The sequence below is a fragment of the Frigoribacterium sp. Leaf186 genome, assembly GCF_001423905.1.
GTDB lineage: Bacteria > Actinomycetota > Actinomycetes > Actinomycetales > Microbacteriaceae > Frigoribacterium.
The window spans coordinates 932406-959062 of record NZ_LMPQ01000010.1 but is presented as its reverse complement, the minus strand read 5'-3'; the positions used below and the strand labels follow the sequence as shown (position 1 = coordinate 959062).

The following is a 26657-nucleotide window of genomic DNA, read 5'->3' as shown; positions in this document are numbered from 1 at the left end:
GGCCGTCAACTGCATGATCGGGTCGCGGAGCAGCGCCGCCACGTCCTCCGAGCCGAACTGGGAGACGAGGTCGAGCACCATCGTGGCCGTCGACCTGCCCTGCCCGACGACGCCGAGCAACGACACGATCGCCAGCAGCGCGGGGAAGATCGCGAGCACCGCGTAGTAGGTCAGCGCGGCGGCGAGGTCGGTGCACTGGTCACGGGTGAACTCGCGCAGCGTCTTGCCGAGCACGTAGCCCCACGAGGGCTTCGACACGTCGGTCAGCTCTTGCGGCTTGCGCGAGTCGTCCTCGTCGGGCGCCTGCTGCTCGCGCTCGGTGCTCTTCTGGGCCACGACTCAGCGCCTGACCGACTTGACGATGCCGGCCACGAGGGCGACGACCCCGACGGTTCCGGCCGCAGCCGCCGCGATGACGGGCTTCGGGTCGGTGTCGAGGCGACGCTTGACGCTCGCCTTCACCCGTCGCGCGTGAGCGGGGACGCTCAGCTTGTCCTCGATGGCGTCGAGCGTCGCGGCGAACTCCTCACGGGTCCGGGCGAGGTCGAGTTCGATCTCGGGGATGCTCGCGCCCGGGCGGGGCCCGGTGGCGTTCTCGGGGTCCTTGTCGGGCGAGACGTCGTCGGTGGAGTCGCCTCGCGCCTCCTCGGCCCGGGCACGAGCCAGTTCGTCGCGGGGGTCCGGCTTGTCCGCCTTCGACGACCGATCGCCGTCAGTGCTTCTCGGAGTCATAGCTGCCCTGCCCCTTCAACGCGCTGACGTCGGCCTTCACGCTGGCGACCGCCTTCTCGGGGGTCGGCGGCACGCCCTTCTTCAGCGCCTTGACGCCAAGCAGGGCCAGCACCGCGGTGATCACGAGCAGCACCGCCGCGACGATGAGCGCCGCGAGCCACGGCGCGACGACCGTCGACAGGCCGAGCACGCCGGCCGTGATGAGCACGGCGAGCAGGAAGAAGCCGAACAGGGCGGCACCGACCAACAGCCCGGCACCCACCCCGGCCTCTTTGGCCTTGGTGGCGAGCTCGGTCTTGGCGAGCGCGATCTCGCCCCGGATCAGGCGCGAGATGAGCTCGGGCAGGCTGCCGATCAGCGAGCCGAGCGAACGTTTGGTGCTCTGTTCGGGTGCCTTCAGGTCACTCACCGACCGTCACCCCCGGCAGCTTGTCGTCGTCGGGGCTGGTGCCGGCGGTCTGCTTCTTGACGTCTTCGGCCTTCTCGTTCACCTTGTCGGCGGCCTTGCGGGCCGCGTCGGTCGCCTTGGCGGCGGCCTTGTCGGTGGCGTCCGAGCCCTTGCCCGAGACGGACTTCGCCTTGCTGCCGACCGCGTGGGCGGCGTCGTTCGCGACGTCCTGGGCCTTCTTGGCGACGACGGGAGCGTTCTCCTTCACGAAGCCCTCGGCCTGGTGCACGCCCTTCTGCACGGTCGGGTTCTCCCACAGGCTCTCGGCCTGGCCTTTGATCTTGACGTAGGCGCCGCGGCCCGCGCGGGCTCCGAGGACGTACCCGACGGCCGCTCCTGCGACGAAGAGGATCTTGCCTTTCATGAGTGCTCCTTGGTTCGTGGTGGCAGGTAGGCCTCCCACGGTGGCACGACCGGGCCCGCGCGGCCCAGATTGGGCCACCCCGCGGGGTCAGGAGGCGCGGGTCGCCACGACGGGGACGCGCACCTCGACCGCGCCCTCGCGCACCGTCGCCACCGCCAGCCGCACCAGGCGCACCGTGCACCAGCAGAACAGCGCCACGAGCAGGGCGTTGCGGGCGCCGAGGACGATCACGGCCACGGGGTTCAGCTCGATCAGGGGCCGGTAGAGGATCGGGAAGACCAGGGTCGTGAGCCCCGCGGCCCAGGCCGTCAGCACGGCCGGCGTGCGGAACGCCTCGGGCCGGGACGCGTACCCGACGGCGACGATCGGGACGATCCAGAGCAGGTACTGCGGCGAGCCCACTTTGTTGAAGACGACGAACGCGAGGGTGAGGGTCAGGGCGCCGAGCAGCACCGTGCCGAACTCGTCGCCGCGAGCGGGGGCCGGGGCGAGGCCGACGGTGGCGGTCGACCGAGCCGACCCGCGCCTCCTCGTGTCGCCCCACCGTGGGAGGCCGAAGGTGGCCACCGCAAGCACGCCGGCCAGCAGCACGAGCACGGCGAGCATGACCTGGGTGCTGTCGTTGATCATCCAGGTGTCGCCGGGGCCCATGACCTCGCGCGTGGCGAGCGCCACGTTCTGGTAGATCGAGGCGCCGGGCACGCGCAGCATGGCCATCCAGAGCCAGGGCGTCGCGAGGGTCGACTCGAGCTGCAGGGCCCTGCCCGACTGCATCGAGACGAAGCTCGTGATGTCGTCGACGCCGCGACCGAGCAGCACGCACGAGACCACGACCATCGTCACGAGCACGCCGGCCCGCAGGACGACGGCCCGGTGCCGCGACCCGACGACGACCGCGGCGATCACCGCCGCCGGCCAGACCTTGATCCAGGTCGCGGTGGCCAACAGCAGCCCGGCCACGCGCGGACGCGTCGACAACAGCATGAGGGCGGCGACGACCAGGGGAGCGCTGAAGCCCTCGAGCCGCAAGAACGCGACGGGGCTGAGCACGAGCGTCACGAGCAGCCACCACCACGCCGCCCGGTTGTCGACCGCACGACGGCCGCGGTCGGTCAACAGCCACAGCGCGACGGCGTCGAGGGCGGTCAGCAGCGTGAGCCAGACGAACTGGTAGTGCTGCTCGCCGAAGACGTTCGGCAGCACCACGGGCACGATGGCGCCGGCCGGGTAGACCCACGAGAAGTCGAGCACGGGCCAGACGCCCTCGTGCAGCGCCTCGGTCGCCCAGAGCCGGTACAGGGGCAGGTCTCCGCTCACGCCCCCGCCGATCATCAGGGGGGTCAGGGCGAGGAAGACCGCCGCGTGCACCGAGGCGAAGCCGTAGAGCAGGCCACGCGGGTGGGCCTGCACCCGCGCCCAGGTTCGGCGCAGCCGCGTCGGGAGGGGCGCAGGCGCGACGGCGCTCGAGGTGGTCACGCCACGAATGTAGGGCCGCGGCCTTTCTTTTGTCTTGACGGCAGGTGAATCCGACGGAAGATCCCTCTCGAGGCGGAGGCCGGGGCGGTGTACGGTGCCGACCATGGACCGACGACGTTCCGCAGACGGGGGCGAGGTCACCCCGCCGACCGATGACACGGGTGTGCCGTTCGTGGCAGACGAGCGAAGCGGGGCGCAGGCTGCCCGCGAGGCGCCCGGCGACCAGGGCGGCGTCGACCTCCGCGCCACCGACCTCGGCAGCGTCGACGACGATCTGGCTCTCGACCGGGGCCGGCCGATCGGCTTCTGGCTGAAGCTCGTCGACGGGCTCGTCGACCGACGGTTCGACGAGGTGCTCGACGAGCACGGCGTCACCCGTCGACAATGGCAGTTGCTCAACCTGCTCGAGCGCGGGCCGGCGACGCGGGCCACCCTCGACACGGCCGTCGCCCCCTTCCTCGAGCCGGCGTCGGGCGAGTCGAGCGCCGACCACCTGTCCGAGCTCGTCGAGAGCGGATGGGTGAGCCTCGCCACCGACGGCATCGGAGACGGGCGCTACGCCCTGACCGAGCGGGGCGGCCTCGCCCACCGCAAGCTGGTCGACGTCGTCGAGGGCATCCGCGACGAGGCCGTGCAGGGTGCCGAACCGGGCGCCTACGCGACCACCGTGAGGTTCCTCCGCACGGCGGCGCTCAACCTCGGCTGGCGGCCCTGACGCCCGGTGCCGCGTCCGGCGCCGGTGCGGCGTGCGGTGCCGGCGAGCCCGGGAGGCGCGGCGTCAGGCGCGCAGGAACACCCACCAGATCATGAGCATCGTCACGACGAACCCGCTGACGAAGTTCAGCGCCAAGAAGCGTCGCCACCCCCGGTTGACCTCTTCGGCCCGGTCGTCGGTGACGTTCCACCAGGGCGCGCAGCTGATCGCGTAGGGCAGGGTCAAGAGGGCCGCCAACGGGCCGGGCCACTCGGTGAAGGTCAGCAGCACGCCGGCCAGCAGGTAGGCGACGACCGACAGGCGGACGGTCGCCCGTGCGCCGATCTCGGTCGCGATCGACGAGATGCCGCCTTCTCGGTCGGCCAGGACGTCCTGCACGGCGCCGAACGCGTGGCTCGCGACGCCCCACAGGAAGAACGCGCCGAGCAGGGCCCACAGCTCGGGCGTGAACGACGCCCCCGCGAGCACGAGACCGTAGACGGCGGGGCTGACGAAGTGCGTGCTCGACGTGATCGAGTCGACGAAGGGACGCTCCTTGAAGCGCAGGCCGGGTGCCGAGTAGGCGATCACGGCGAAGACGCTGACGGCCAGCACCAGCCAGCTCAGCGGACTGCCGACCGCCACCAGGAACACCAGGAACGGCACGTTCGTGATCACGGCGGCGCGCAACGTCGTGCGGTGCAGGCTGCGGTCTAGCAACGCGCCCTCGACGCCGCCCTTGCGCGGGTTGTGCAGGTCGCTCTCGTAGTCGAACACGTCGTTGATGCCGTACATCGCGAGGTTGTAGGGGACCAAGAAGTAGAGGGCACCGACGACCAGCACGAGCCAGTCCACCGGGCCGAGGCCGGCATCGCCGCTCAGGATGACGGCGACCGAGCCCGTCGGGGTCACCTGAGCGGGGTCTTGGAACTGGGCGAGACCGTCGGTCGTCGTGGGCGCGAGCAACGAGGTCAACACGTACGCCGCCGCGAACGGGAACGCCGTGTTGATCCAGCTCAGGGGCCGGGACGAGACGAACAGGGCCTTGAGCGTGTTCACGAGCGCGCCTCCTTCGCCGTCTGCTTCGTCGGCGTCGACGCCGCCGGCGCGCGGGGCGCCTCGGGCGCGCGAGGTGTCTTCGGCCCGCCGAGCAGCACCCACACCGACGGCAGCAGCACGAGGGCGGCGACCGCGTAGGCGAAGTCCTCGAGCGGGGCGATGCCCACGAAGACGCCGCTGATGCGGGCGGCGTCGTAGCCGACCAGCCCGATGCCGATCATGACGTTGTCGAACACCGCGGTCATGACGAGCAGCACCCCGGTCGCGATGCCCGCGCCCAGCACGACCTCGCGACGCCGACGCGTCGTCGCCGCGGACGACGAGGAGGCGCGCGCGGCCCGGCCACGGACCGCCGCGGTCACCAGCGCCAGCACCCCGACCACGGCGACGATCGCGAGGAACACCGCGTTCACGGCCCAGTAGGTCACGATGCCGCCCCGTCCGTCGAGCGTGCCGCGGGCGGACCGCCGGCGACCGCCGGTGACGCCGCACGGCGGTCGAGCACGGCCACCGCGAGCATCCGGGCCGCGGCCAGCAGGTTCATCGTCAGGTAGCAGAGCAGCGTGAGGAAGAACACCTCTTCGAGCGGCAGCTCGGTCGCCACCAGCACACCGGTCATGAACGAGGTCTCGCCGCGGAAGAAGATGCCGAGGTCGATGCCGACGACGTCCCAGATGAGGAAGAACACGACGCCGACCAGCAGCGTCACCGCCGCCCGGGGCACGTCGCGCCAGAAGAACAAGTGGAACCTGCGGTCGAGCATCACCATGCCGAACAGCGAGACGAGCAGCGCCGCGAGGTAGACGAAGCCCATCAGCCGGCGGCGGGCTCGGGGAGCGGTTCGGTGCTCGTGTCGCCTCGGAGGTTCTTGAGCAGCACCTCGGCGCTGATCAGGCACATGGGCAGGCCGATGCCCGGGCGCACCGAGCCGCCGGCGTAGAACAGCGAGTCGACGCGCCTCGAGACGTTGCCCGTGCGGAACAGCGCGCTCTGGGCGAGGGTGTGGGCCGGCCCGAGCATGCTGCCGCTCCAGGCGTTGACGTCGTCGACGAAGTCGCGCGGGCCCCGGGTGCGTCGCACGACGATGCGGTCGGCGAGGTCGGGCACGTGCGCCCACTCGGCGATCTGGGCGATGACGCCGTCGGCGAGACGCTCGATCATCGGGTCGCCGTCACCGTCGACGTCGCCCGAGCCCAGGGACGGGTCGGCAGGCAGCGGCACGAGCACGAAGAGGTTCGTGTGACCGGCCGGGGCCGTCGACGGGTCGACCGTGCTGGGCTTGCAGACGTAGAGCGACGGCGGGTCGGGGATGCGCTTCTCGGCGCCGAAGATGCGCTCGAAGTTCTCGTGCCAGTCGCGGGCGAAGAGCAGCGTGTGGTGCTCGAGCTCGGGGATCTCGCCCTCGACGCCCAGGTACATGAGCAGGGCGCTCGGCCCGGGGTTCTTCGTCGACCAGTACTTCTCGTCGTAGGTGCGCAGCTCACGCGGCAGCAGCGTCGTCTCGGTGTGGTGCAGGTCGGCGGCGCTCACGACGAGGTCGGCGTCGGCCCGGTGGGTCGCCCCCTCGGCGTCGGTCCAGTCGACCCCGGTCGCCTCGGCCGTGGCCTTCGACCCGCGGGGCAGTGCCGCGCCCTCGGCGCCGAGCGGCTGCGTGACGACGGCGGTCACCGTGGCACCGGTGACGATCGTGACGCCCGCCTCGACGGCCACGTCGCGGATGGCCTCGATCACCGAGATCAGGCCGCCCCGGGGGTACAGCACGCCGTCGTCGAGGTCGAGGGTGCTCATCAGGTGGTACATGCTCGGGGTGTCGAACGGCGACGAGCCGAGGAACACCGCGGGGTAGCCGAGGATCTGCCGGAGGCGCGGGTCGGTCACCGTCCGCGAGGCGAACGAGTCGAGGTTCGTCAGCAGCAGGCGCGCGAGCTTGGGCATCCGGACGAGCACGTCGCCGCGCAGCAGGGGCGAGAGGCTGCCGAAGCTCGTGTAGAGGAATCTCCGCTTGGCGATCTCGTAGGTGTCGCGGGCCGAGCGCAGGTACCGACGCATGCGCTCGCCGCTGCCGGGCTCGACGCGGTCGAAGAGCTCGACGTTCTGCTCGAGGCCGCGCGGCACGTCGATCGGTGCGCTGGCCGCGGGGTCGCCCGGCGTCGGCTCGAACAGCACGCGGTAGCCCGGGTCGAGTTCGACGAGGTCGAGCCGCTCGGCGGCCGAGGTGCCCATGAGGCGGAAGAAGTGGTCGAACACCTCGGGCATCAGGTACCAGCTCGGCCCGAGGTCGAAGCGGAAGCCCTCGTGCGACCACGACCCGGCGCGGCCGCCGACCTCGTCGTTCTTCTCGAGCAGGGTGACCTCGTGGCCCTCTCGGGCCAGCAGGGCGGCGGACGCGAGACCGCTGATGCCGCCGCCGACCACGACGACGCGACGGCCGTGCCGCGTGACGCTGAGGCCGTGCGAGACGTCGGGCGCTCCCGTGGCGGCACCCGTCGCGCCGCGGTCGACCGACTCGCGGCTCATGAGCGGGCCTCGGGCAGGCGCGTCACGCGACCGGCGGCGGCACCGGCCGCGATGCGCACCTTGACGGGGTTCGGCACGCGCACGCGCGCCCGGACCAGCGAGGAGGCGGGGGTCGCCTCGAGGCGCCGGTTCAGCTCGGCGAACAGGCCGTGGGCCAGGGCCACCGCGCGACGCGAACTCGTCGGCAGCACGGGGATGATCTCGCCGCTCACGCGGAGGTCGTCGTCGATGTCTCGCACCAGTCTCGTCTTGGTCTGCTCGTCGAACGAGGTCACGTCGACCCCGGGGAAGTAACTGCGGCCGAGCTGCTCGAAGTCGGCCGCGAGGTCGCGGAGGAAGTTCACCTTCTGGAACGCCGCACCCAGCCGGCGGGCGCCCTCCTCGAGCTCGGCCACGGTGCTCGGGGGGAACGCGTGGCCGTGCAGGAACGCCTTGAGGCACATCAGGCCGACGACCTCGGCCGAGCCGTACACGTAGGCGTCGAACGAGGCCTGGTCGTGCTCGCGGGCACTGAGGTCGGCCCGCATCGAGGCGAAGAACGGGGCGGTCAGCTCGGCTCCGAACCCGGTCGCCCGGGCGGTGCGGGCGAAGGCGTGGACGACGAGGTTCGGGCTGAAGCCCTCGACCAGGGCCCGCTCGGTCTCGGCCTCGAACCCGTCGAGCAGCCGCCCGGCGGCCTCGACGCCGAGACCCGCCTCGGTCGCGGGCCCGTCGACGATCTCGTCGGCCACGCGCACGAGCGCGTAGACGTTCTCGACGTGCTGACGCACGTCGCCGCCCAGCAGGCGCGAGGCCAGCCCGAACGAGGTGGAGTAGCGGCGGATGACGCCGCCCGCGGTCGCGTCGGCGACGGAGTCGTAGAGCGACAGGCCGGTCATCGCACCCTCTCGAGGACGTCCTGCACGACCGGCGTCAGCGCGTCGCGCAGCGCCTCGGACACCTCGGGTCGCTCGAGCACGTCCAACGCCCGGCGGGCGTGCTGCTCGACGAGGCCCTCGGCGAAGGCCCGGGCGCCGCTGACCTCGAGCCGACCCCGCACGTGCTCGGCCTCGGCCTCGCTGAGGTCGGCCTTGCCGATGAAGGGCTGGATCGAGAACCACTCGTCGGTGGTGGCGGCGTGGGCGACGAGCACGGTGCGCTTGCCCTCGCGCAGGTCGCCCCGCGTGGTCTTGCCGGTGGCCTCTTCGGTGCCGAAGACCCCGAGCAGGTCGTCGACGACCTGGTAGGCGACCCCGACCTCGCGACCGAAGTCGCCGACGGCCGTGACGACCGCCTCGCCGGCACCGGCCAGCACCGCGCCGGCCTGCAGGGGCGCCTCGAACGAGTAGACGGCGGTCTTGGCGCGCTCCATGTCGAGGATCTCGTCGACCGTGGGCAGGTCGGCGGACAGCGAGAACTCGACGTCGACCAGCTCACCACCGGCGCTGACGAAGATCGCCTCGTCGAGCAGGTCGAGCAGCCGGGTGCGGACGTGGTCGGCGCACCCGATGCCGAGCAGCACGCGACTGGCGCCCGTGAGCGCCAGGTCGCCGGCGATGACGGCGGCCGACATGCCCCGGTGCTCGGCCGCGGGCGTCGGGATGCCGGCCGTCGTGGCGGTGTCGCGGTAGCTGCCCGAGACGTTCGGGATGCCGCGTCGCGAGAAGTCGCGGTCGATGACGTCGTCGTGGACGATCAGGGCGGTGTGCAGCAGTTCGAAGGCCGCACCGACCCGGGCGACGGCCTCGTCGTCGTCACCCCCGAGGGCGTCGTACGCCGTGAAGACCATGCGGGGCCGGAACCGCTTGCCCCCGGCGCTGTTGCGCTCGAGCACCGACCAGAGGTCGACGTACCGCCACCCCACCGACTCGGCGCGGCGCTTGGCCAGCGCGAAGAAGTCGTCGAGGACGGCGTCGACACGATCGTGTCTCGCCCGCGTGCCTGCGTGCAGGTGATCACCGTCCACCAGGGCAGACTACCTCTCATGACCCGAGAGACCCCGACGACCCGTCCCCAGCCGACCTCCGGGGGCGACGGCGGCATGCACGACGAGCTCGTCGTGCTGCTGGCCGACGACGGCACGCCCGTCGGAACGACCGCCAAGGCGACCGTGCACACGGCGACGACGCCGCTGCACCTGGCCTTCAGCTGCCACGTCACCGACGACCTCGGCCGCGTCCTCGTCACCCGTCGCGCCCTCTCGAAGAAGACCTGGCCCGGCGTCTGGACCAACTCGTTCTGCGGCCACCCCGCCCCCGGCGAGACGCCGGCCGAGGCCCTGATGCGCCGAGCCCACCAAGAGCTCGGCATGGAGGTCCGCGACGTCGAGGTGATCCTGCCGGAGTTCCGCTACCTCGCGACCGACGCGTCCGGAGTCGTCGAGAACGAGATCTGCCCCGTCTTCACGGCCCGTGCCGTGGGCCTGCCCGACCCGTCGCCCGACGAGGTCGCCGAGTGGGCCTGGGTCGAGCCCGACGAGCTGCGCGACGCCGTCGCGGCAGCCCCCTTCGCGTTCTCGCCCTGGTTGGGCTGGCAGCTGGCCGCCTGGCCCGCCTGAGGGTGACCGACCCTCGAACCTAGCCCTCGTCGGAAGGGCTGACAAGCCCCTCGCGTGCGCCCCCGACCGCTCGTATCGTGTCGGTCGAGGCACCGGGCGCGACGTCCGGCCGACGACTGCGGGAGGCGATCGTGGAGTCCCATTACGAGAGCGACGAGACGACGTCGCCCCTCGCCATCCATCCCTACCCGAAGCAGCAGTCCCGACCTGCCGGCGGCGACGACCGCCGGGCGGCGGACCAGGAGGCGCGGGCCACGTCCGTCGGCGTGCGTCCCGTCCGCTACGAGGACTTCTTCGAGGACGACGAAGGCGCGAGCCGGTCCGCCTGACCCGGCCCGCGCCTCCTGCGCTCGTCCCGCCGCGCGTCGCCTAGCGCGGGCGCAGCGCGTATGCCGCGGGGCAGTCGAACGGGTCGCGAGCCGAGAGGCCGACGCGGTTGAGGTAGCGGATGACGATCGCGTACGACTTGCCGATCGTGGCCTCGGTGTAGGGGATGCCGTGCTCGGCGCAGTGCGCCTTGACGAGGGCGCTGGCCGCCCGCAGGTTCGGGCGCGCCATGCTCGGGAAGAGGTGGTGCTCGATCTGGTAGTTGAGCCCGCCCATGAAGGCCGTCGAGTGACGCCCGACGATGTTGCGCGAGGTGAGCACCTGCTTGCTGAGGAAGTCGACCTTGGCCCCCTCGGGGATGATCGGCATGCCCTTGTGGTTGGGCGCGAACGACGACCCCATGTAGAGCCCGAAGACGGCCATCTGCACCCCGATGAACGCGAAGGCCATGCCCACCGGCAGGAACCAGAACACGACGCCGAAGTAGGCGACGAGACGCACGGCGATCAGCGTGATCTCGAGCGCGCGGCCCTCGACCTTCTCGCGACCGAGCAGCGTGCGGAACGACGTGACGTGGAGGTTGACGCCCTCGCCGAGCAGCAGGGGGAAGAAGAAGTACCCCTGACGGCGGGTGATGAAGCCGAGCACGCCGCGGGCCTTCGCCGCGTCCTCTTCGAGGAACGAGATCGTGTCGAACGCGATGTCGGGGTCTTTGCCCTTGGTGTTCGGGTTGGCGTGGTGACGGCTGTGCTTGGTCATCCACCACGCGTAGCTGATGCCGACGACGCCCGCCGCCAGCACGCGGCCGACCTTGTCGTTGCGCGTGCCCGACTCGAACACCTGGCGGTGCGAGGCCTCGTGGGTGAGGAACGCGAACTGCGTGAGGATGATGCCGAGCGCACCGGCGATCAGCAGCTGGAACCAGCTCGAGCCCAACAGGACGAACCCGGTGGCCGCGCCGCCGAGGCAGGCCACGAGGACGACGAAGACGGTGACGTAGAAGCCGGTCCGGCGCTTGAGCAGCCCGGCCTCGCGCACGGACTTGAGCAGGCTCGAGTAGGTGCTCGTCGGCTTGCCGACCTGGCCGGCGACGGTGGGACGGAACCCGGCCGGCGCGGCACCCGCGGGGGCGTGGACGATCAGGGGACGTGAGGTTCGAGGGGTCGTGGGGACGGTGGCGGTCATCGGGGCTCCCGCGGCTGGTCGACTTCTCAGCCGGGTGGAGGGACCGGAGGCGGCCCACAGATGCTGCGACGTTAACGGCGCGGGCTGGGAAGAGGTCGGGAGATCGCCTCGCCCGGCTGAGTTTGCCGGACCGACATGTCACACGTAACCTACGAGGGTGACAGCCAGCTTCGTCGAACGCCTGAGCGGGGTCGTGCACGACCTCGAGCAGGTGCCCTACCGCACGGGCGAGCGCAACGCCCGGCAGGGCTTCGGCCTGCGCGAGAGCGCGATCGAGGCCGCCGCGTCGGACGCCCCGCCCCGGTCGATCGAGATCACGGGGCTCGAGCTGGTGGTCGAGATCTGGCCCGACGCCAAGGACGGCCACGGGTCGTGGGTCACGGGCGGCACGGTGGTGGGCACCGGGCCCCGGCCGGCCTCCGTCGTCGCCGGCTACGTCGACCTGCTGTTCATGAGCACCGAGGGGGTGCGTCGCACGTACTACCGCCTGCTGACCGTCGACGACCCGGATCCCGACGTCGCGACGGTCCGACTCGTCGAGTGCGTGAAAGAGGTGGGCCACGACTGGCGGTCCACCTGGGCCGACGCGTCGACGGCCTACACGCGGGTGAGCAGGCTGCCGACGGGCGTGCTGATCGCGGCCGAGCTCGACACGGCCGAGGGGCTCGCCTTCACCCGGCGCGTGATGGACGGCGTGCTGACCGGGCTGGCGCTCGAGTCCGAGGGCGTGCTCCGCGTCTCGCCCTACGGCATGGCCCGCCAGCTCACGACGCTCTCGGGCCGTGGGTGGCCGTTGACCTTCGGCACCGCCCGCCGCCTGGCGTTCAGGAGCGCGCGGTAAACTCTGCGGGTCCCCCACCCGTGAAAGAGGTCTCGTGTCGCCTGCGCACCACGACTCCGGCGCGAACGCCCCCGTGGCGTCGACCGACCCCTCGATCCGAGGCGTCGACGCGTCATCGTCGGCGTACTGGCCCGTCCCCGTGCTGCGCGCCGTGCCCGCCCTCGCGGCCGCCGCGGCGATCACGTTCAACCCCGACCACTCGCCCCAGGTGGGCCTCGTCGCGTTCGGTTCGGCGGCCGTCGTCGGCGGGGTCGTCCTCGCCGTGGGGTCGGCCCTGCGCCTCGCCGACCGTTCCAGCCGCACGATCGCCGTCCTGCAGGGCGTCGTCGGCGCCGTCATCGGCGCCCTCTGCCTCGTCTTCTCGCACGGGCAGCTGCCCGTGCTCGTCGCCTTCGTCACGGCCTGGGCCGTCCTGACCGGCGTCCTCGAACTGCTCACCGGCCTGCGTCGACGCCGCCGCTCGCCGTTGGCTCGCGACTGGACGACCGTGGGCGTGCTGACGCTCGCCCTCGCCGTAGTCTTCCTGGTGGTCCCGCCCGACTACAGCCAGCAGCTCGGCGGCATCGAGCAGATCGAGGGCGAACTGACGTCCTCGACCGTGCTCGTCGGCATCCTGGGCGCGTACGGCGCCCTCGTCGGCGTGTTCCTCGTGATCGCCGGACTCTCGCTCAAATGGCAGACCGGGCACCCGTCCGCTGCCGACACCCCTGACGACAAGGCACGCACGTCATGACCCACCCCACCTGGCGCGATCGCTTCCGTCCCGCCGAGTTCCTCGGCCTGTCGGCGGTCTTCGCCGCCTTCGTCGGCCTCGTCGTGCTGATGACGACCCGCGACCTGCAACTCGCGCTGATCTTCGCCTGCGTCGGCTTCATCGTCGCGCTCGTCGTGATCGCGATGCTCGCCCTCGCCGCGAAGCCGAACGACGACGAGCGACACGAGATCGACGACGCCGACAAGCCCCGCGGTCACTGACGCGAGCGGTCCGGCACCTGAGCGGGCCGATCTCGCCGGCCGACCCGCGCCTCCTCGGCGTCAGGCCAGGCGGTCGACCAGCTGCGAGGCGATGCCCGTGTAGGTCGCCGGGGTCAGCGCCACGAGGCGCGCCTTGGCGTCGTCCGAGACGTCGAGGCCCTCGACGAACGCGACGAGCTCGGCCTGGCCGACGCGCTTGCCGCGGGTCAGCTCCTTGAGCATCGCGTACGGGTCCGAGATCGCCGACCGGCCGGCGACGACCTCGGCGCGCACCACGGTCTGGATCGCCTCGGCGAGGACCTCCCAGTTGGCGTCGAGGTCGGCCTCGAGAGCCACGGTGCCCACGGCGATCTCGCCGAGGCCGCGACGCAGGTTGTCGAGGGCGAGCATCGAGTGACCGAACGCGACGCCGATGTTGCGCTGGGCCGACGAGTCGGTCAGGTCGCGCTGCTGGCGGCTGGTGACGAGGGTCGAGGCGAGCGAGTCGAACAGCGCCGACGAGATCTCGAGGTTGGCCTCGGCGTTCTCGAAGCGGATCGGGTTGATCTTGTGGGGCATCGTCGACGACCCGGTCGCCCCGGCCTGCGGGATCTGGGTGAAGTAGCCCATCGAGATGTACGACCACACGTCGGTGGCGAGGTTGTGCAGGACGCGGTTCGCGTGCGAGACGCGCGAGTAGAGCTCGGCCTGCCAGTCGTGCGACTCGATCTGGGTCGTCAGCGGGTTGAAGGTCAGGCCGAGCGCGTCCTCGACGAACGACCGGGCCGTCTCGGGCCAGTCGAGCGCGGGGTCGGCGACGACGTGCGCCGAGAAGGTGCCGGTCGCGCCGCTGAACTTGCCGAGGAACTCGGTGCCGACGATCTGGGCACGGAGGCGCTGGAGGCGGTGGGCGAAGACGGCGAACTCCTTGCCGACGGTGGTCGGGGTCGCCGGCTGGCCGTGGGTGTGCGCGAGCATCGGGACGTCGCGGGCGTCGGTGGCCCACGTCGTCAGGGCGGCCAGGACGGCGTCGAAGGCCGGCAGCCAGACGTCGACGAGGGCCGCCCGGACGGTGACCGCGTACGAGAGGTTGTTGACGTCCTCGCTCGTGCAGGCGAAGTGGGTCAGCTCGGCGATGCCGTCGAGCCCGAGTTCGGCGAGGCGGGCCCGCACGAAGTACTCGACCGCCTTGACGTCGTGGCGCGTCGTCGCCTCGAAGCCGGCGAGCTCGTCGATCGCCGGCTGGCCGAAGTCGGTCACGACGGCCCGCAGCGCACGCTTCTGCTCGTCGTCGAGCGGGGTCGAGCCGAAGGCGCCCCGGTCGGTCTGGGCGATGAGCCACTCGACCTCGACGTGCACCCGCGCCCGGTTCAGCCCCGCCTCGCTGAGGTGGTCGCCGAGCGATCCGACCGACGTGCGGTAGCGGCCGTCGAGCGGGCTGAGGGGCTGAGGAGGCAACGTCATGACTGTCCCTTGCGGAGTGCGGGTTCGATCTGGCGGAAGAGGGCCGTGCAGGCGCGCTCGACCATGTCGAGCACCTCGTCGAAGAGTCCTGCGTCGGAGTAGTACGGGTCGGGGACGTCGAGACCGCCACCGGCCGGCGCCGCGTCGGGGGCGAAGGTGAGCAGCAGCTGCACCTTCGAACGGTCGGCGTCGTCGCCTGCCCAGGCCCGGAGGATGCGTTCTTGGCCGCGATCGAACGCCACCACGAGGTCGTAGCGGGCGAAGTCGTCGGCCTCGAACTGCTTCGCCCGGTGCCGCGAACCATCGTAGCCGCGACGCTCGAGGGCCTCGACGGTGCGCGGGTCCGCCCCCTCGCCGACGTGCCAGTCGCCCGTGCCCGCACTGGTGACCTCGACGCGGTCGCCGAGCCCGGCGTCGTCGGCGAGGGACCGCAACACGGTCTCGGCCATGGGCGAGCGACAGATGTTGCCCGTGCAGACGAAGCAGATGCGGAACCGGTTCACCGCTCCCGGTCACCCCGCCCGACGACGGGGCGGACGACGACGCCGATGGCCCAGGCGAAGACGGCGAGCACGACGGCGCCGAGCACGCCCCACCAGAAGCCGTCGACCGTCAGCCCGAAGCCGAACAGGCCCGAGATCCAGGCCACGATCAGCAGCAGCAGCCCGTTGACGACGAGCGCGATCAGTCCGAGCGTCAGGATGTACAAGGGGAACGCCACCACGCGGATCGCCGTGCCGACCACGCCGTTGACGACCCCGAACACGAAGGCGATCAGCAAGAAGGTCAGGATCGTCTCGACGGTCCCCCCGTCGCCGTACGGCGTCACCCTCACCCCCGACACGAGCAGCGTGGTGAGCCACAGGGCCACCGCGTTGATGAGCAGCCTGACGACGAATCGGGTCATGCCCCCATCATGCCGACCTCTCGTCCACAGGCGGTAGTGCGCGAGCGGATCCCCGAGGAGGCGCGGTGCCCTGACGCGACGCGGGCCCCGCCCCATAGGCTGGCCGCGTGACCACTCGTGTACGACTCCGCCCCGAGATCGCCGCCCTGCCGCCCTACCGGCAGGGCAAGCAGGCGTCGCCCGACGCCTTCAAGCTGTCGTCGAACGAGAACCCGTTCGAACCGTTGCCCTCGGTGGTCGAGGCCGTCCGCGGTGCCGTGTCGCTCAACCGCTACCCCGACGCCTCGGCGACCGCCCTGCGGACGGCCCTCGCCACGCGCTTCGGCGTCACCGTCGACGAGGTGCACGTCGGCGCGGGCTCGGTCTCGTTGCTCGCCCAGTTCGTGCTCGCCGCGGCCTCGGTCGGCGACGAGGTCGTCTACGCCTGGCGGTCGTTCGAGGCGTACCCGGGGCTCGTCACGGTGGCCGGCGCGACCAGCGTGCAGGTGCCGCTACGGGCCGACGGCGGTCACGACCTCGAGGCCATGGCCGCCGCGGTGACCGACCGCACCCGCGTCTTGATCGTCTGCTCGCCGAACAACCCGACGGGCACGACGGTGTCGACGGCCGAGTTCGAGACGTTCATGGCCGCCGTGCCCGACGACGTGCTCGTCCTGCTCGACGAGGCCTACGCCGAGTTCGTCACCGACAGCACGGCCGTCGACGGCGAGACGCTCACCGAGCTGCACCCGAACCTCGTCCTGCTGCGCACGTTCTCGAAGGCCTACGGGCTGGCCGCACTGCGCGTCGGGTACGCGATCGGCGCCTCCTACCTGCTCGACGCCGCCCGGTCGACGGCCATCCCGCTCGCGGTGACCGAGCAGGGCGCGGCCGCGGCGCTGGCGTCGCTCGAGCACGCCGACGAGCTGCTCGCCCGCGTCGACCGCATCGTGCTGCTGCGCGACCAGGTGCGCCGTGCCCTGCTCGACCAGGGCTGGTCGGTGCCCGAGGCGCAGGGCAACTTCGTCTGGCTCGCCACGGGCGAGCACACGGCGGCCGCCGCGCAGGTCTTCGCCGACCACGGGGTCGTCGTGCGACCGTTCGCGGGCGAGGGCGTGCGGGTCACGATCGGTGAACCGTCGTCGGTCGACAAGCTGCTGCACGCGGCCCAGCAGGTCGTCGACCTCACATCCCGGTGACGGCATATGCCGCGGAATAGATTGGACGCCATGTCCCCCTCCGAAGCGAACGACGCGCCCGCGCCCGTCCAGCTGTTGTCGCCGTCGGGCGAGGTGGTCGAGTCCGCCGCGGCAGACGAGTTCCGCCCGTTCGTCGACGCGCTCGGCGACGACGACCTCCGCACCCTGCACCGCGACATGGTGCTGACCCGACGGTTCGACCGCGAGGCCGCGGCGCTCGCCCGCCAGGGCCAGCTCGCCCTCTGGGTGCCCAGCCACGGCCAAGAGGGTGCGCAGGTGGGCCTCGCCCACGCCACCCGCCCCCAGGACCACCTCTTCCCGTCGTACCGCGAGCACGCCGTCGCCCTGTCGCGCGGCATCGACCCGGTCGACATCCTGCGCCTGCTGCGCGGGCACACGCACGGCGGCTGGAACCCCGCCGAGCACCAGAACTTCCACGTCTACACGCTGGTCATCGGTTCGCAGACTCTGCACGCGACCGGTTACGCGATGGGCCTCACCCTCGACGGCAAGAGCGGCACGGGCGACCCCGAGGTCGACGAGGCCGTCGTGACCTTCTTCGGCGACGGCGCCACGAGCCAGGGCGACGTCAGCGAGGCCCTCGTCTTCGCCGCGAGCTTCCAGACGCCCGAGCTGTTCTTCTTGCAGAACAACCAGTGGGCGATCAGCGTGCCCGTCTCACGCCAGTCGCGCACGCCGCTGGTCGCCCGGGCCGGCGGCTTCGGCATCCCCGGCACGCAGGTCGACGGCAACGACGTGCTCGCGAGCTACGCCGTCAGCCGACGCGACCTCGAGGCCGCCCGCGCCGGGGGCGGCCCCCGCTTCATCGAGGCGCTGACCTACCGCGTCGGCGCCCACACGTCGTCCGACGACCCGACCAAGTACCGCACCGACGACGAGCTGCAGTCGTGGATCGCACGCGACCCGATCACGCGGTTCGAGGCCTTCCTGCGCGGTCGGGGCGAGGGCGACGGCTTCTTCGCCGACCTCGAGGCCGAGGGCGACGACCTCGGGGCCGACGTGCGTCGACGCACCGTCACCCTGCCGAACCCCGACCCGGGCCTGATCTTCGACCACGTGTACTCCGAGCCGCACCCGCTGATGGTCGAGCAGAAGCAGTGGCTGGCGACCTACGAGCAGAGCTTCGGCAGCGCGGGCGACACCGTGACCACCGACGAGGGGGCATCATGACCGACACCGTCGAGTCCGCGACGAGCGCGGACGAACCGACCCGCGCCTCCGTGCAGACCATGCCGCTCGGCAAGGCGATCAACGCCGGCCTCCGCAAGGCGCTGGCCGACGACCCCCGCGTGCTGCTGATGGGTGAAGACATCGGCACGCTCGGTGGCGTCTTCCGCGTGACCGAGGGGCTGCAGGCCGAGTTCGGCGAGAAGCGCGTCATCGACACCCCGCTCGCCGAGTCGGGCATCGTCGGCACCGCCATCGGACTCGCCATGGGCGGGTTCCGCCCGGTCTGCGAGATCCAGTTCGACGGCTTCATCTACCCCGGCTTCGACCAGATCACCTCGCAGCTCGCGAAGCTGACGAACCGGCACGAGGGTGCCCTCACGATGCCCGTCGTGATCCGGGTGCCCTACGGCGGGCACATCGGCGCCGTCGAGCACCACCAGGAGAGCCCCGAGGCGTACTTCGCCCACACGGCGGGCCTGCGCGTCGTCAGCCCCAGCACGCCGCACGACGCGTACTGGATGATCCAAGAGGCCATCGCCTCGAACGACCCCGTGATGTTCTTCGAGCCCAAGAGCCGGTACTGGCCCAAGGGCGAGGTCGACCTGAGCGACCCGCAGGCCCCGCTGCACGCCAGCCGCGTCGTCCGCACGGGCACCGAGGTGACCCTGCTGGGTCACGGCGCCATGGTCAGCGTGCTGCTGCAGGCGGCCGAGATCGCGGCGGCCGAGGGCGTCTCGGCCGAGGTCGTCGACCTGCGGTCGCTCTCGCCCGTCGACTACGGGCCCATCCTCGAGTCGGTCCGCAAGACCGGTCGGCTCGTGGTCGCCCAAGAGGCACCGGGGTTCGTCAGCGTCGGCAGCGAGATCGCCGCGACCGTCGCCGAGAAGGCGTTCTACTCGCTCGAGGCGCCCGTGCTGCGCGTCAGCGGCTTCGACACTCCCTTCCCGCCCGCCAAGCTCGAGACGCAGTACCTGCCCGACGCCGACCGCGTGCTCGAGGCGGTCGACCGGGCCCTGGCCTACTAGGAGTCACGACATGACCAGCGAATTCACCCTGCCCGACGTCGGCGAGGGCCTGACCGAGGCCGAGATCGTCGAGTGGAAGGTCGCCCCGGGCGACAGCGTCGAGATCAACCAGGTGCTCGTCGAGATCGAGACGGCGAAGTCGCTCGTCGAGTTGCCGTCGCCCTACGCCGGCGTCGTCGAGAGCATCCTCGTCGAGCCCGGCACCACGGTCGACGTCGGCACCCCGATCATCCGCGTCGGCGACTCGTCGGCACCGGCCACGCCGTCGGGCCGTGCGGCCGAGTCCGAGTCGCTCGAGTCGGGCGGGCTCGCCCGCACGGCCCAGATCATCTCTCAGGGCGAAGAGGCCCTGTCGGCCCAGCGCGCCCGTCAGGTCGAACCCGCCGCCGCGGCACCGACCGCGGCGACCCCGGCTGCGACCCCTGCCCCGGCTCCGGCGCCGGCGCGTTCGGCCGACGCGGTCAGCGCCGACGGCGACACCGGCTCGGTCGCCCACGCCCCCGAGGCCCCGGCCGACTCGGGTTCGGGCGCCGTGCTCGTGGGCTACGGCGCCGCCGGCGGTCACGGCTCGACCCGTCGCCGCCGCCCCTCGCAGACCGAGGTCGACGCCCGCCAGCTGCGCGTCGCCGAGCAGGCCCGACGCCGCCCCACGACGTCGGTGCCCGCCGCCCAGGCCCTGCCGATCATCGCCAAGCCGCCGATCCGCAAGCTGGCCAAAGACCTCGAGGTCGACCTGGCCGTGGTGCAGCCGACCGGGCTCGCCGGCGAGGTCACGCGCGACGACGTCATCCGTCACGCCCAGCAGGCCAGCGTCTTCCGCAACATCGAGACGCCCGAGTGGGGAGAAGAGCGGGTCGAGCGCATCCCCGTCAAGGGTGTCCGCAAGGCCATCGCCGCGGCCATGACGTCGTCCGCCTTCACCGCGCCGCACGTCAGCCTCTTCGTCGACGTCGACGCCACGCGCACCATGGAGTTCGTCAAGCGCCTCAAGGCCTCGCCGCAGTTCGCGGGCGTCAAGGTCTCGCCCCTGCTGATCATGGCGAAGGCCATCATCTGGGCCGTGCGTCGCAACCCGATGGTCAACTCGGCCTGGACCGACCGCGAGATCCTCGTGCGCCACTTCGTCAACCTCGGCATCGCCGCGGCCACCCCGCGCGGCCTCATCGTGCCGAACGTCAAAGAGGCCCAGTCGATGAGCCTGCTCGAGCTGGCCCAGGCCCTCGAACAGCTGACGCTGACCGCCCGCGACGGCAAGACGACGCCGACCGACATGAAGGACGGCACGATCACCATCACGAACATCGGCGTCTTCGGCATGGACACCGGCACGCCCATCCTCAACCCGGGCGAGGTCGCGATCGTGGCCCTCGGCACGATCAAACCCAAGGCCTGGGTGGTCGACGGCGAGGTGCGATCGCGCATGGTGACGACGATCGGTGCGAGCTTCGACCACCGCGTGGTCGACGGCGACGTCGCCAGCCGGTTCGTGGCCGACGTGGCGAGCGTCCTCGAAGAGCCGGCGCTGCTGCTCGACTGACGCCGCGCCTCCTCGGCCTCTTCCTCGTTCCTGGGAAGTCCGAGGGGGTCGGGTGCCCACCGGGCTGCGAGGGCCCGGCGTGCACTAACGTCGGAGGCAGAACGACCGGTCATGACCAGACGGGACCACCCTCGGGCACGACCGACGAGGGGCCCGCCATGACCGACCACATCGTCGACGGAGCCGTGCCGAAGCACGAGCAGCTCCGCACCATCGTGCAGCGCCTCGCGGCCGAGGCGCAGCCCGGCTCGGCCATCGCGAGCGAGCGCCAGCTCATGCTCGAGTACGGCGTCAGCCGCATCACGGTGCGCGAGGCCGTGGGCCAGCTCGTCAACGAGGGCTGGTTGACGCGGGTGCGTGGCAAGGGCACCTTCGTGGCGCACCGGGTGGTGCAGTCCACGCTGCACCTCGCCTCGTTCACCGACGAGATGACGAAGCTCGGGCACGTGCCGAGCACCGTCGTGCTGGTCAAGGCCGAGACGACTCCCCCGCCCGAGACGGCCGCCGCCCTCGGGCTCGGGGTCGGGGCACCGGCGTTCCACGTCAAGCGCCTGCGGTTGGCCGACGGCGTGCCGGTCAGCATCGACGACGGCTGGTACCCGCCCGAGCTGCTGCCGGGCCTGCTCGACCGCGACCTCAGCCGGTCGCTGTACCGCACGCTCGACGGCGACTACGCCACGCCGATCACGCGGGCCACCCAGACGGTCAGCGCCGAGGGGGCCGACGCCGACGTCGCCACCCTGCTCGGCACGAGCGAGGGCGCCCCGGTGCTGTACTTCGACCGCGTCTCGTTCGCCGGCGACGTGCCGCTCGAGCACGCCAAGAGCTGGTACCGCTCGGACCGGTACCGCCTGCAGATGCAGGTCGCGTCGGGGACGTCACCGGTCTGACGCCCGGCCACGGTCGCACGGCACCGCGTGTCGTGCAACGCACCGCGTCGAGATCGGGTGTGGTGCACGACACGCGGTGCCGTGCCGCCGGGGTCGGGCCCCGTCGGGCCGGCCCAGGCGGTGTCGGCCTCAGAGGTCGAAGAGGGGTGCGCCCGACTCGACGGTCGTGCCGACGGCCCGCTGCGAGACGCTGTCGGGCGCGCTGTCGAGCACCACGACCGGGACGACCGCCGAATAGCCGGCATCGGCCACGACAGCCGGGTCGAAGCTGACGACCAGGTCGCCCGCGGCGACGGTGGCCCCCTCGGCCACCGCGAGCTCGAAGCCCGTGCCGCCGAGCTTGACCGTGTCGATGCCCACGTGCACGAGCACGCCCGTGCCGGACCCGTCGACCACGACGAACGCGTGCGGGTGCAGCTTCACGATCTCGCCCGCGATCGGCGAGGCGACGTGGACCAGGCCACCGGCAGGAGGCGCGCTGGGCTCGACAGCGACCCCCGCGCCCACGAGCTGCTCGGCGAACACGGCGTCGGGCACGTCGGCGAGCGCCGTCACCCGACCGGCGACGGGCGAGACGACCGTGGTCACGGCAGCAGGTCGTTGATGTCTTCGGCGAGCGAGTCGGCGATCGTGCCGACGATCACCTGGACGCTGCCGCCCGCGTGGACGACCGCCGTGGCGCCGGCCGCCTTGAGGGCGGCGTCGTCGACGAGCGAGATGTCGCGCACGTCGGTGCGGAGGCGCGTGATGCAGCCCTCGATCTCCTCGATGTTGTCGGCGCCGCCGAGTCCGTCGATCATGGCCTGTGCTTTCGACATGAGCTGTTCTCCTCCGTTGGTCGGTCGCTCGAGGCGACGAGGGTGTCGTCCCAGTTGACACCACCCGTCGGTCTGAGGAAACTACCACTCACTGGTCATGACCGGACAGGACCGCAGGCTCCGCATTCGACCCGACCCGCGCCTCCTGGTCCGCTCCGCCCGCACGACCCCACCCCCGCACCACGGCTGCTCACCGACGAGAGGACCACCTGATGACGACGACGACCGAGTCGGCCCCGACCAAGAAGAGGGGCTCGGCCGCGTTCGCGGTGCTGCAGCGCCTGGGGCGCAGCCTCATGCTGCCGATCGCGGTGCTGCCCGCCGCGGGCATCCTGCTGCGGCTCGGCCAGGCCGACCTGCTCGGCGCGATCCCGGGCTTCGAGACCGGCGCCTCGGTGATCGGCGCGGCCGGCAACGCGGTCTTCACCTGGCTGCCGCTGATCTTCGCGGTCGGCATCGCGATCGGCTGGGCCAAGAAGAGCGACGGCTCGACCGCCTTGGCGGCCGTCGTCGGCTACATGGTGATCGACGGGGTGTTCAAGGCGATGTCGCCGGTCGTGCTCGCGGGTCGCGAGACCGCGACGGGCGACCCCGAGCTGATCAACTACGGCGTGCTCGGCGGCATCGTGATGGGCATCTTGTCGGCGATGATCTGGCAGCGCTTCTACCGGACGAAGCTGCCCGACTTCCTCGGGTTCTTCTCGGGGCGTCGCCTCGTGCCGATCCTGACGGCCGTCACCGGCCTGGTCGTCGGCGTCGTCATGTCGTTCATCTACCCGCTGTTCAACAACGCGCTCGTCTGGATCGGCACGGCCGTCGCCTCGAACGACGTCGTCGGCGGCGGCGTCTACGGCGTCGCCAACCGGTTGCTGATCCCCACGGGCCTGCACCACATCTTGAACTCGGTCGTCTGGTTCTTGGTCGGCGACTACACCGGGGCCGACGGCAAGCTCTACCGCGGCGACCTGACCCGGTTCTTCCAGGGCGACCCGAGCGCCGGCGTGTTCATGACCGGGTTCTTCCCGATCTTCATGTTCGCCCTGCCGGCGGCCGCCCTCGCGATCTGGCGCCACGCCCGCCCCGAGAAGAAGAAGCTGATCGGCGGCATCATGCTGTCGACGGCCCTGACGGCCTTCCTCACCGGCATCACCGAGCCGCTCGAGTTCTCGTTCATGTTCGTCGCCTGGCCGCTCTACCTGATCCACGCGGTGCTGACCGGCACGTCGATGATGCTGGTGAACGCACTCGACATCCACACCGGGTTCACGTTCTCGGCGGGGTTGATCGACTACGTGTTGAACTTCAACATCTCGCAGAACTCGATCTGGTTGATCCCGATCGGGCTCGGCTACGCAGTCGTCTACTACTTCCTCTTCAGCTTCGTGATCAAGAAGTGGAACCTCAAGACGCCCGGTCGCGAGGACGACGACGCCGCAGGCGCCGAGTCGGTCGAGGCCGCCACGAAGGCCTAGCGACCACGAGACCCCGGGTCGTGACCGAGACCCCCGTGCGCGCACGGGGGTCTCGGCGCGTTCCGGGGGTCTCGGCGCGTTCCGGGGGTCTCGGGGCGTTCCGGAATCTCGAGGAGGCGAGGAGGCGCGCTCGGCCCACCCGCGCCTCCTCGTTTTGACAATCATTATCAGTAGCAATAGCGTGACGGGCATGAAGAAGCGCTCGCTGCCGACCCTGATCGTCCTGCCCGCCGCGGCGGCCCTCGTGCTGAGCGGGTGCGCCACGGGCGACGCCGGTGCGACCGGCAGCGGCTCGGACGGAGGCGCGATCGCCGTGGTCACGTCGACCAACGTCTACGGCGACATCGCTGAGACGGTCGGCGGCGACCTGGTCGACGTCACGAGCATCATCAGCGACCCCTCGCAAGACCCGCACTCGTACGAGGCCGACGCGCGCACGCAGCTGGCCGTCTCGAAGGCCGACGTCATCGTCGAGAACGGTGGCGGCTACGACCCGTTCGTCGACACGATGGTCGACGCGAGCGGCACCGACGCCGCCGTGATCAACGCGGTCGACGTCTCGGGGCTCGACCCCGAGGTCGGGCACGACGACCACGACCACGGCGACGAGGCCACCGACGCCGCGAGCGGCGAGGCCTCCGACGACGCGACGACGGACGACCACGCGGACCACGACCACGCGGCCTTCAACGAGCACGTCTTCTACAGCCTGCCGAGCATGGCGGCGCTCGCCACGGCCATGGCCGACGAGTTCGGCGCCGTCGACGCGGCGAACGCCGACACCTTCACCGCGAACGCCGAGGCCTTCGGCACGAAGATCGCCGACCTGGAGGCGCAGGCCGCGTCGATCGAGGCGGCCCACGGCGGCGAGTCGGTCGCGTACACCGAGCCCGTGCCCGGCTACCTGTTCGACGCGATGGGCCTGGTCAACGTGACCCCCGACGCGTTCTCCGAGGCGATCGAGGAGGGCGACGACGTCTCGCCCGCCGTGCTCAACGAGACCCTGAAGGCCTTCACCGACGGCCAGGTCGACCTGTTGGCCTACAACGAGCAGACCTCGAGCCCCGAGACCGAGCAGGTCGAGCAGGCCGCGACCGACGCGGGCACAGCGATCGTGCCGGTCACCGAGCTGCTGCCCGAGGGGGAAGACTACGTGTCATGGCAACAGAGCAACATCGACGCGATCTCGGAGGCGCTCGGCAAGTGACCGAGACCGCCAGCGCGACCTCCGTCGCCGCCGCCACCCGCGCCTCCTCGGCCGGTGACGGTGGCGACGCCGTGCTGCGCCTGCGCGACGCCGGCGTGACCTTCGGTCGACGGACGCTGTGGTCGGGGCTCGACCTCGACGTGCGGCCGGGCGAGTTCATCGCGGTGCTCGGGCCGAACGGCGCGGGCAAGACGACCATGCTGCGGACGATCCTGGGGCAGCAGCAGCTGACCGAGGGCAGCATCGAGTTCCTCGGGCGGCCGGTCGGTCGCGGCCACCGCCGCATCGGGTACGTGCCGCAGCAGCGGTTGATGGAGTCCGGCACGCCGTTGCGCGCCCGCGACATGATCGCCCTCGGCGTGACGGGCCACCGCTGGGGCCTGCGTCGCGAGTCCGCCGCCGAGCGGGCCCGCATCGACGCCCTGGTCGACGAGGTCGGCGCCACGCCGTTCGCGACCTCGCCCGTCGCGAGCCTCAGCGGCGGCGAACAGCAACGCACGCGCGTCGGCCAGGCCCTCGCGGCCGAGCCCGCCCTGCTGCTCTGCGACGAACCGCTCATCTCGCTCGACCTGCGCCACCAGCGCGAGGTCACGCGCCTGATCGACGAGCAGCGTCGCGCCCGCAACGCCGCGGTCGTGTTCGTCACGCACGACGTCAACCCCATCCTCGACGTCGTCGACCGGGTGCTCTACCTGGCCGGCGGCCGGTTCCGCATCGGCACGCCCGACGAGGTGCTGCGGGCCGACGTGCTCAGCGACCTCTACGGCACCCCGGTCGACGTGATCCGCACCATGGGCCGCGTCGTCATCGTCGGCAGCCACGACGGGCACGACCACCACGTCGACGAGCACCTCGACGACGAAGGGCTCGTCCGATGACGGACCTGTGGTCGCAGCTGTTCAGCTTCCAGGACTTCGGCGAACTGCTCGTGCTCGTCAAGAACAGCGTCATCGCGGGCGCCGTGCTCGGCCTGGTCGGGGGCCTGATCGGCCCGTTCGTCATCACGCGCAACATGCCCTTCGCCGTGCACGGCATCAGCGAGCTCTCGTTCGCCGGCGCCGCCGCGGCCCTGCTGCTCGGCGTCAACGTCGTCAGCGGCTCGCTCGTCGGCAGCCTCGTGGCCGCCCTGCTGATCGGGCTGCTCGGCACCCGTGCCCGTGAACGCAACTCGATCATCGCCGTGCTCATGCCGTTCGGGCTGGGCCTCGGCATCCTCTTCCTGGCGCTCTACCGGGGGCGCTCGGCGAACAAGTTCGGACTGCTGACCGGCCAGATCGTGTCGGTCGACAACCCGCAGCTCGGCTGGCTGATCGCCATATCGGCCGTGGTGATCGTCACGCTCGTCGTCATCTGGCGCCCGCTGACCTTCGCGAGCGTCGACCCCGACGTCGCCGCCGCCGCGGGTGTGCCCGTCCGCACCCTCGGCATCGTCTTCATGCTCGTGCTCGGGCTCTCGGTCGCCGTGTCGGTGCAGATCATCGGCGCGCTGCTCGTGCTCTCGCTGCTCGTGACGCCCGCGGCGGCCGCCCTGCGGCTGACGGTGAACCCGCGTCTCGTGCCGGTGCTCAGCGTGACGTTCGCCGTCGTGTCGGTCGTCGGCGGCATCCTGCTCGCCCTCGGCGGCGGCCTGCCGATCAGCCCGTACGTCACGACCATCTCGTTCGCGATCTGGCTGGTCTGCCGACTCGTGAGCTGGCGGCGGACAGCCGCCGCCGTGGGGCCACGCAGGGGCCCGCGGGTACCCTTGGCCTCGACCGGGGCCTGACGCACACCGGGGCCCGATGCACCGGGGCTCGACGCACCGGGGCCTGACGCACACTCCGGGGTCTGACAGA

General features: G+C 71.5%; 32 protein-coding genes. 15 read left to right on the top strand and 17 right to left on the bottom strand.

Annotation, left to right across the window (positions count from 1 at the left end; all coding sequences use genetic code 11):
* The 5 genes from ASG05_RS16905 to ASG05_RS11250 all read right to left on the bottom strand — a co-directional run.
* Window positions 1–336: YihY/virulence factor BrkB family protein (locus tag ASG05_RS16905; RefSeq protein WP_235491471.1), on the bottom strand; the 336-nt coding region annotated here is incomplete at its 3' end.
* 3 nt (window positions 337–339) lie between these two features.
* On the bottom strand, window positions 340–732 hold the full coding sequence (locus ASG05_RS11265) for a DUF3618 domain-containing protein (RefSeq protein WP_056260566.1): 393 nt from the start codon (window positions 730–732) through the stop codon (window positions 340–342).
* Entirely contained in the window at window positions 713–1141 is a 429-nt protein-coding gene (locus tag ASG05_RS11260) for a phage holin family protein (protein ID WP_056260563.1), read from the bottom strand. Before ASG05_RS11260 ends, ASG05_RS11265 begins: the two co-directional genes overlap by 20 nt.
* Window positions 1134–1544: a YtxH domain-containing protein gene (locus ASG05_RS16395; RefSeq protein ID WP_157490193.1), complete on the bottom strand. Its 411-nt coding sequence runs from the start codon at window positions 1542–1544 to the stop codon at window positions 1134–1136. Before ASG05_RS16395 ends, ASG05_RS11260 begins: the two co-directional genes overlap by 8 nt.
* An 87-nt stretch (window positions 1545–1631) precedes the next feature.
* Entirely contained in the window at window positions 1632–3020 is a 1389-nt protein-coding gene (locus tag ASG05_RS11250) for a glycosyltransferase 87 family protein (RefSeq protein ID WP_162240654.1), read from the bottom strand.
* A gap of 172 nt (window positions 3021–3192) precedes the next feature.
* On the opposite strand from ASG05_RS11250, the gene ASG05_RS11245 reads away from it, so the two are divergent.
* Window positions 3193–3735, top strand: a complete 543-nt coding sequence (locus tag ASG05_RS11245) for a MarR family transcriptional regulator (RefSeq protein ID WP_235491470.1) — start codon at window positions 3193–3195, stop codon at window positions 3733–3735.
* Window positions 3736–3798: 63 nt separating this feature from the next.
* Here ASG05_RS11245 and ASG05_RS11240 read toward each other — a convergent pair whose 3' ends face one another.
* From ASG05_RS11240 to ASG05_RS11215, 6 genes are read right to left on the bottom strand one after another with little or no spacing between them, the layout of a single operon-like run.
* The gene (locus ASG05_RS11240; protein ID WP_056260558.1) at window positions 3799–4773 is read right to left on the bottom strand and encodes a prenyltransferase; all 975 of its coding nucleotides are present in this window, start codon (window positions 4771–4773) and stop codon (window positions 3799–3801) included.
* Window positions 4770–5201, bottom strand: a complete 432-nt coding sequence (locus tag ASG05_RS11235) for a hypothetical protein (RefSeq protein WP_082486657.1) — start codon at window positions 5199–5201, stop codon at window positions 4770–4772. The genes ASG05_RS11240 and ASG05_RS11235 overlap by 4 nt, the downstream gene beginning before the upstream one ends.
* On the bottom strand, window positions 5198–5587 hold the full coding sequence (locus ASG05_RS11230) for a lycopene cyclase domain-containing protein (protein ID WP_056260556.1): 390 nt from the start codon (window positions 5585–5587) through the stop codon (window positions 5198–5200). The genes ASG05_RS11235 and ASG05_RS11230 overlap by 4 nt, the downstream gene beginning before the upstream one ends.
* Window positions 5587–7290, bottom strand: a complete 1704-nt coding sequence (gene crtI, locus ASG05_RS11225; RefSeq protein ID WP_082486656.1) for a phytoene desaturase family protein — start codon at window positions 7288–7290, stop codon at window positions 5587–5589. The genes ASG05_RS11230 and crtI overlap by 1 nt, the downstream gene beginning before the upstream one ends.
* Window positions 7287–8168 carry a phytoene/squalene synthase family protein gene (locus tag ASG05_RS11220; RefSeq protein WP_056260553.1) on the bottom strand — a complete coding sequence of 294 codons (882 nt, stop codon included), beginning with the start codon at window positions 8166–8168 and terminating at the stop codon, window positions 7287–7289. The genes crtI and ASG05_RS11220 overlap by 4 nt, the downstream gene beginning before the upstream one ends.
* Window positions 8165–9235, bottom strand: coding sequence for a polyprenyl synthetase family protein (locus tag ASG05_RS11215; protein ID WP_082486655.1), 1071 nt, complete (start codon window positions 9233–9235; stop codon window positions 8165–8167). The genes ASG05_RS11220 and ASG05_RS11215 overlap by 4 nt, the downstream gene beginning before the upstream one ends.
* A 75-nt stretch (window positions 9236–9310) precedes the next feature.
* On the opposite strand from ASG05_RS11215, the gene idi reads away from it, so the two are divergent.
* On the top strand, window positions 9311–9826 hold the full coding sequence (gene idi, locus ASG05_RS11210; RefSeq protein ID WP_056260913.1) for an isopentenyl-diphosphate Delta-isomerase: 516 nt from the start codon (window positions 9311–9313) through the stop codon (window positions 9824–9826).
* 131 nt (window positions 9827–9957) lie between these two features.
* Window positions 9958–10155 (top strand): hypothetical protein, encoded by a 198-nt coding sequence (locus ASG05_RS11205; protein WP_157490191.1) that lies wholly within the window; start codon window positions 9958–9960, stop codon window positions 10153–10155.
* A gap of 40 nt (window positions 10156–10195) precedes the next feature.
* Here the strand turns inward: ASG05_RS11205 and ASG05_RS11200 are convergent, their stop codons facing one another.
* The gene (locus tag ASG05_RS11200) at window positions 10196–11338 is read right to left on the bottom strand and encodes an acyl-CoA desaturase (protein ID WP_056260550.1); all 1143 of its coding nucleotides are present in this window, start codon (window positions 11336–11338) and stop codon (window positions 10196–10198) included.
* A 157-nt stretch (window positions 11339–11495) separates the two neighbouring features.
* Between ASG05_RS11200 and ASG05_RS11195 the strand changes: the two genes are divergently transcribed.
* The 3 genes from ASG05_RS11195 to ASG05_RS11185 are packed head-to-tail and all read left to right on the top strand — an operon-like array spanning window position 11496 to window position 13154.
* Window positions 11496–12179, top strand: a complete 684-nt coding sequence (locus ASG05_RS11195) for a hypothetical protein (protein WP_056260547.1) — start codon at window positions 11496–11498, stop codon at window positions 12177–12179.
* Between the two features lie 34 nt (window positions 12180–12213).
* Window positions 12214–12912 carry a DUF308 domain-containing protein gene (locus ASG05_RS11190; RefSeq protein ID WP_235491469.1) on the top strand — a complete coding sequence of 233 codons (699 nt, stop codon included), beginning with the start codon at window positions 12214–12216 and terminating at the stop codon, window positions 12910–12912.
* On the top strand, window positions 12909–13154 hold the full coding sequence (locus ASG05_RS11185; RefSeq protein WP_056260544.1) for a hypothetical protein: 246 nt from the start codon (window positions 12909–12911) through the stop codon (window positions 13152–13154). Before ASG05_RS11190 ends, ASG05_RS11185 begins: the two co-directional genes overlap by 4 nt.
* Before the next feature lie 60 nt (window positions 13155–13214).
* Here ASG05_RS11185 and purB read toward each other — a convergent pair whose 3' ends face one another.
* Genes purB through ASG05_RS11170 form a run of 3 tightly spaced genes read right to left on the bottom strand, consistent with a single transcriptional unit; the run spans window position 13215 to window position 15504 of the window.
* A complete protein-coding gene (gene purB / locus ASG05_RS11180) occupies window positions 13215–14597 on the bottom strand; it encodes an adenylosuccinate lyase (protein ID WP_056260543.1) in 1383 nt (460 codons plus the stop codon).
* Window positions 14594–15046 carry a low molecular weight protein-tyrosine-phosphatase gene (locus tag ASG05_RS11175; protein WP_200936836.1) on the bottom strand — a complete coding sequence of 151 codons (453 nt, stop codon included), beginning with the start codon at window positions 15044–15046 and terminating at the stop codon, window positions 14594–14596. Before ASG05_RS11175 ends, purB begins: the two co-directional genes overlap by 4 nt.
* Window positions 15047–15096: 50 nt before the next feature.
* Window positions 15097–15504 carry a phage holin family protein gene (locus ASG05_RS11170; protein WP_056260541.1) on the bottom strand — a complete coding sequence of 136 codons (408 nt, stop codon included), beginning with the start codon at window positions 15502–15504 and terminating at the stop codon, window positions 15097–15099.
* Window positions 15505–15611: 107 nt separating this feature from the next.
* Between ASG05_RS11170 and ASG05_RS11165 the strand changes: the two genes are divergently transcribed.
* From ASG05_RS11165 to ASG05_RS11145, 5 genes are all read left to right on the top strand, one after another.
* Complete coding sequence (locus ASG05_RS11165; protein WP_082486654.1) at window positions 15612–16682, top strand: histidinol-phosphate transaminase; 1071 nt, start codon at window positions 15612–15614, stop codon at window positions 16680–16682.
* 30 nt (window positions 16683–16712) lie between these two features.
* Window positions 16713–17873 carry a thiamine pyrophosphate-dependent dehydrogenase E1 component subunit alpha gene (locus ASG05_RS11160; protein WP_056260539.1) on the top strand — a complete coding sequence of 387 codons (1161 nt, stop codon included), beginning with the start codon at window positions 16713–16715 and terminating at the stop codon, window positions 17871–17873.
* Window positions 17870–18898 carry an alpha-ketoacid dehydrogenase subunit beta gene (locus tag ASG05_RS11155; protein WP_056260537.1) on the top strand — a complete coding sequence of 343 codons (1029 nt, stop codon included), beginning with the start codon at window positions 17870–17872 and terminating at the stop codon, window positions 18896–18898. Before ASG05_RS11160 ends, ASG05_RS11155 begins: the two co-directional genes overlap by 4 nt.
* Window positions 18899–18908: 10 nt before the next feature.
* Window positions 18909–20435, top strand: a complete 1527-nt coding sequence (locus ASG05_RS11150; protein WP_056260535.1) for a dihydrolipoamide acetyltransferase family protein — start codon at window positions 18909–18911, stop codon at window positions 20433–20435.
* Between the two features lie 158 nt (window positions 20436–20593).
* Window positions 20594–21325, top strand: a complete 732-nt coding sequence (locus ASG05_RS11145) for a GntR family transcriptional regulator (protein WP_056260532.1) — start codon at window positions 20594–20596, stop codon at window positions 21323–21325.
* A 129-nt stretch (window positions 21326–21454) separates the two neighbouring features.
* On the opposite strand, the gene ASG05_RS11140 is transcribed toward ASG05_RS11145, so the two are convergent.
* Both ASG05_RS11140 and ASG05_RS11135 read right to left on the bottom strand, forming a co-directional pair.
* Window positions 21455–21913, bottom strand: a complete 459-nt coding sequence (locus ASG05_RS11140) for a PTS glucose transporter subunit IIA (protein ID WP_056260530.1) — start codon at window positions 21911–21913, stop codon at window positions 21455–21457.
* Window positions 21910–22143, bottom strand: coding sequence for a glucose PTS transporter subunit EIIB (locus tag ASG05_RS11135; protein ID WP_054145886.1), 234 nt, complete (start codon window positions 22141–22143; stop codon window positions 21910–21912). The genes ASG05_RS11140 and ASG05_RS11135 overlap by 4 nt, the downstream gene beginning before the upstream one ends.
* Window positions 22144–22355: 212 nt before the next feature.
* Here ASG05_RS11135 and ASG05_RS11130 point away from each other — a divergent pair, with 212 nt between their 5' ends.
* From ASG05_RS11130 to ASG05_RS11115, 4 genes are all read left to right on the top strand, one after another.
* Window positions 22356–23615 carry a PTS transporter subunit EIIC gene (locus ASG05_RS11130; protein WP_056260528.1) on the top strand — a complete coding sequence of 420 codons (1260 nt, stop codon included), beginning with the start codon at window positions 22356–22358 and terminating at the stop codon, window positions 23613–23615.
* 190 nt (window positions 23616–23805) lie between these two features.
* On the top strand, window positions 23806–24822 hold the full coding sequence (locus ASG05_RS11125) for a metal ABC transporter solute-binding protein, Zn/Mn family (RefSeq protein WP_056260906.1): 1017 nt from the start codon (window positions 23806–23808) through the stop codon (window positions 24820–24822).
* Window positions 24819–25700: a metal ABC transporter ATP-binding protein gene (locus ASG05_RS11120; protein WP_369814052.1), complete on the top strand. Its 882-nt coding sequence runs from the start codon at window positions 24819–24821 to the stop codon at window positions 25698–25700. Before ASG05_RS11125 ends, ASG05_RS11120 begins: the two co-directional genes overlap by 4 nt.
* On the top strand, window positions 25697–26587 hold the full coding sequence (locus ASG05_RS11115) for a metal ABC transporter permease (protein WP_056260525.1): 891 nt from the start codon (window positions 25697–25699) through the stop codon (window positions 26585–26587). The genes ASG05_RS11120 and ASG05_RS11115 overlap by 4 nt, the downstream gene beginning before the upstream one ends.
* Window positions 26588–26657: the final 70 nt, after the last annotated feature.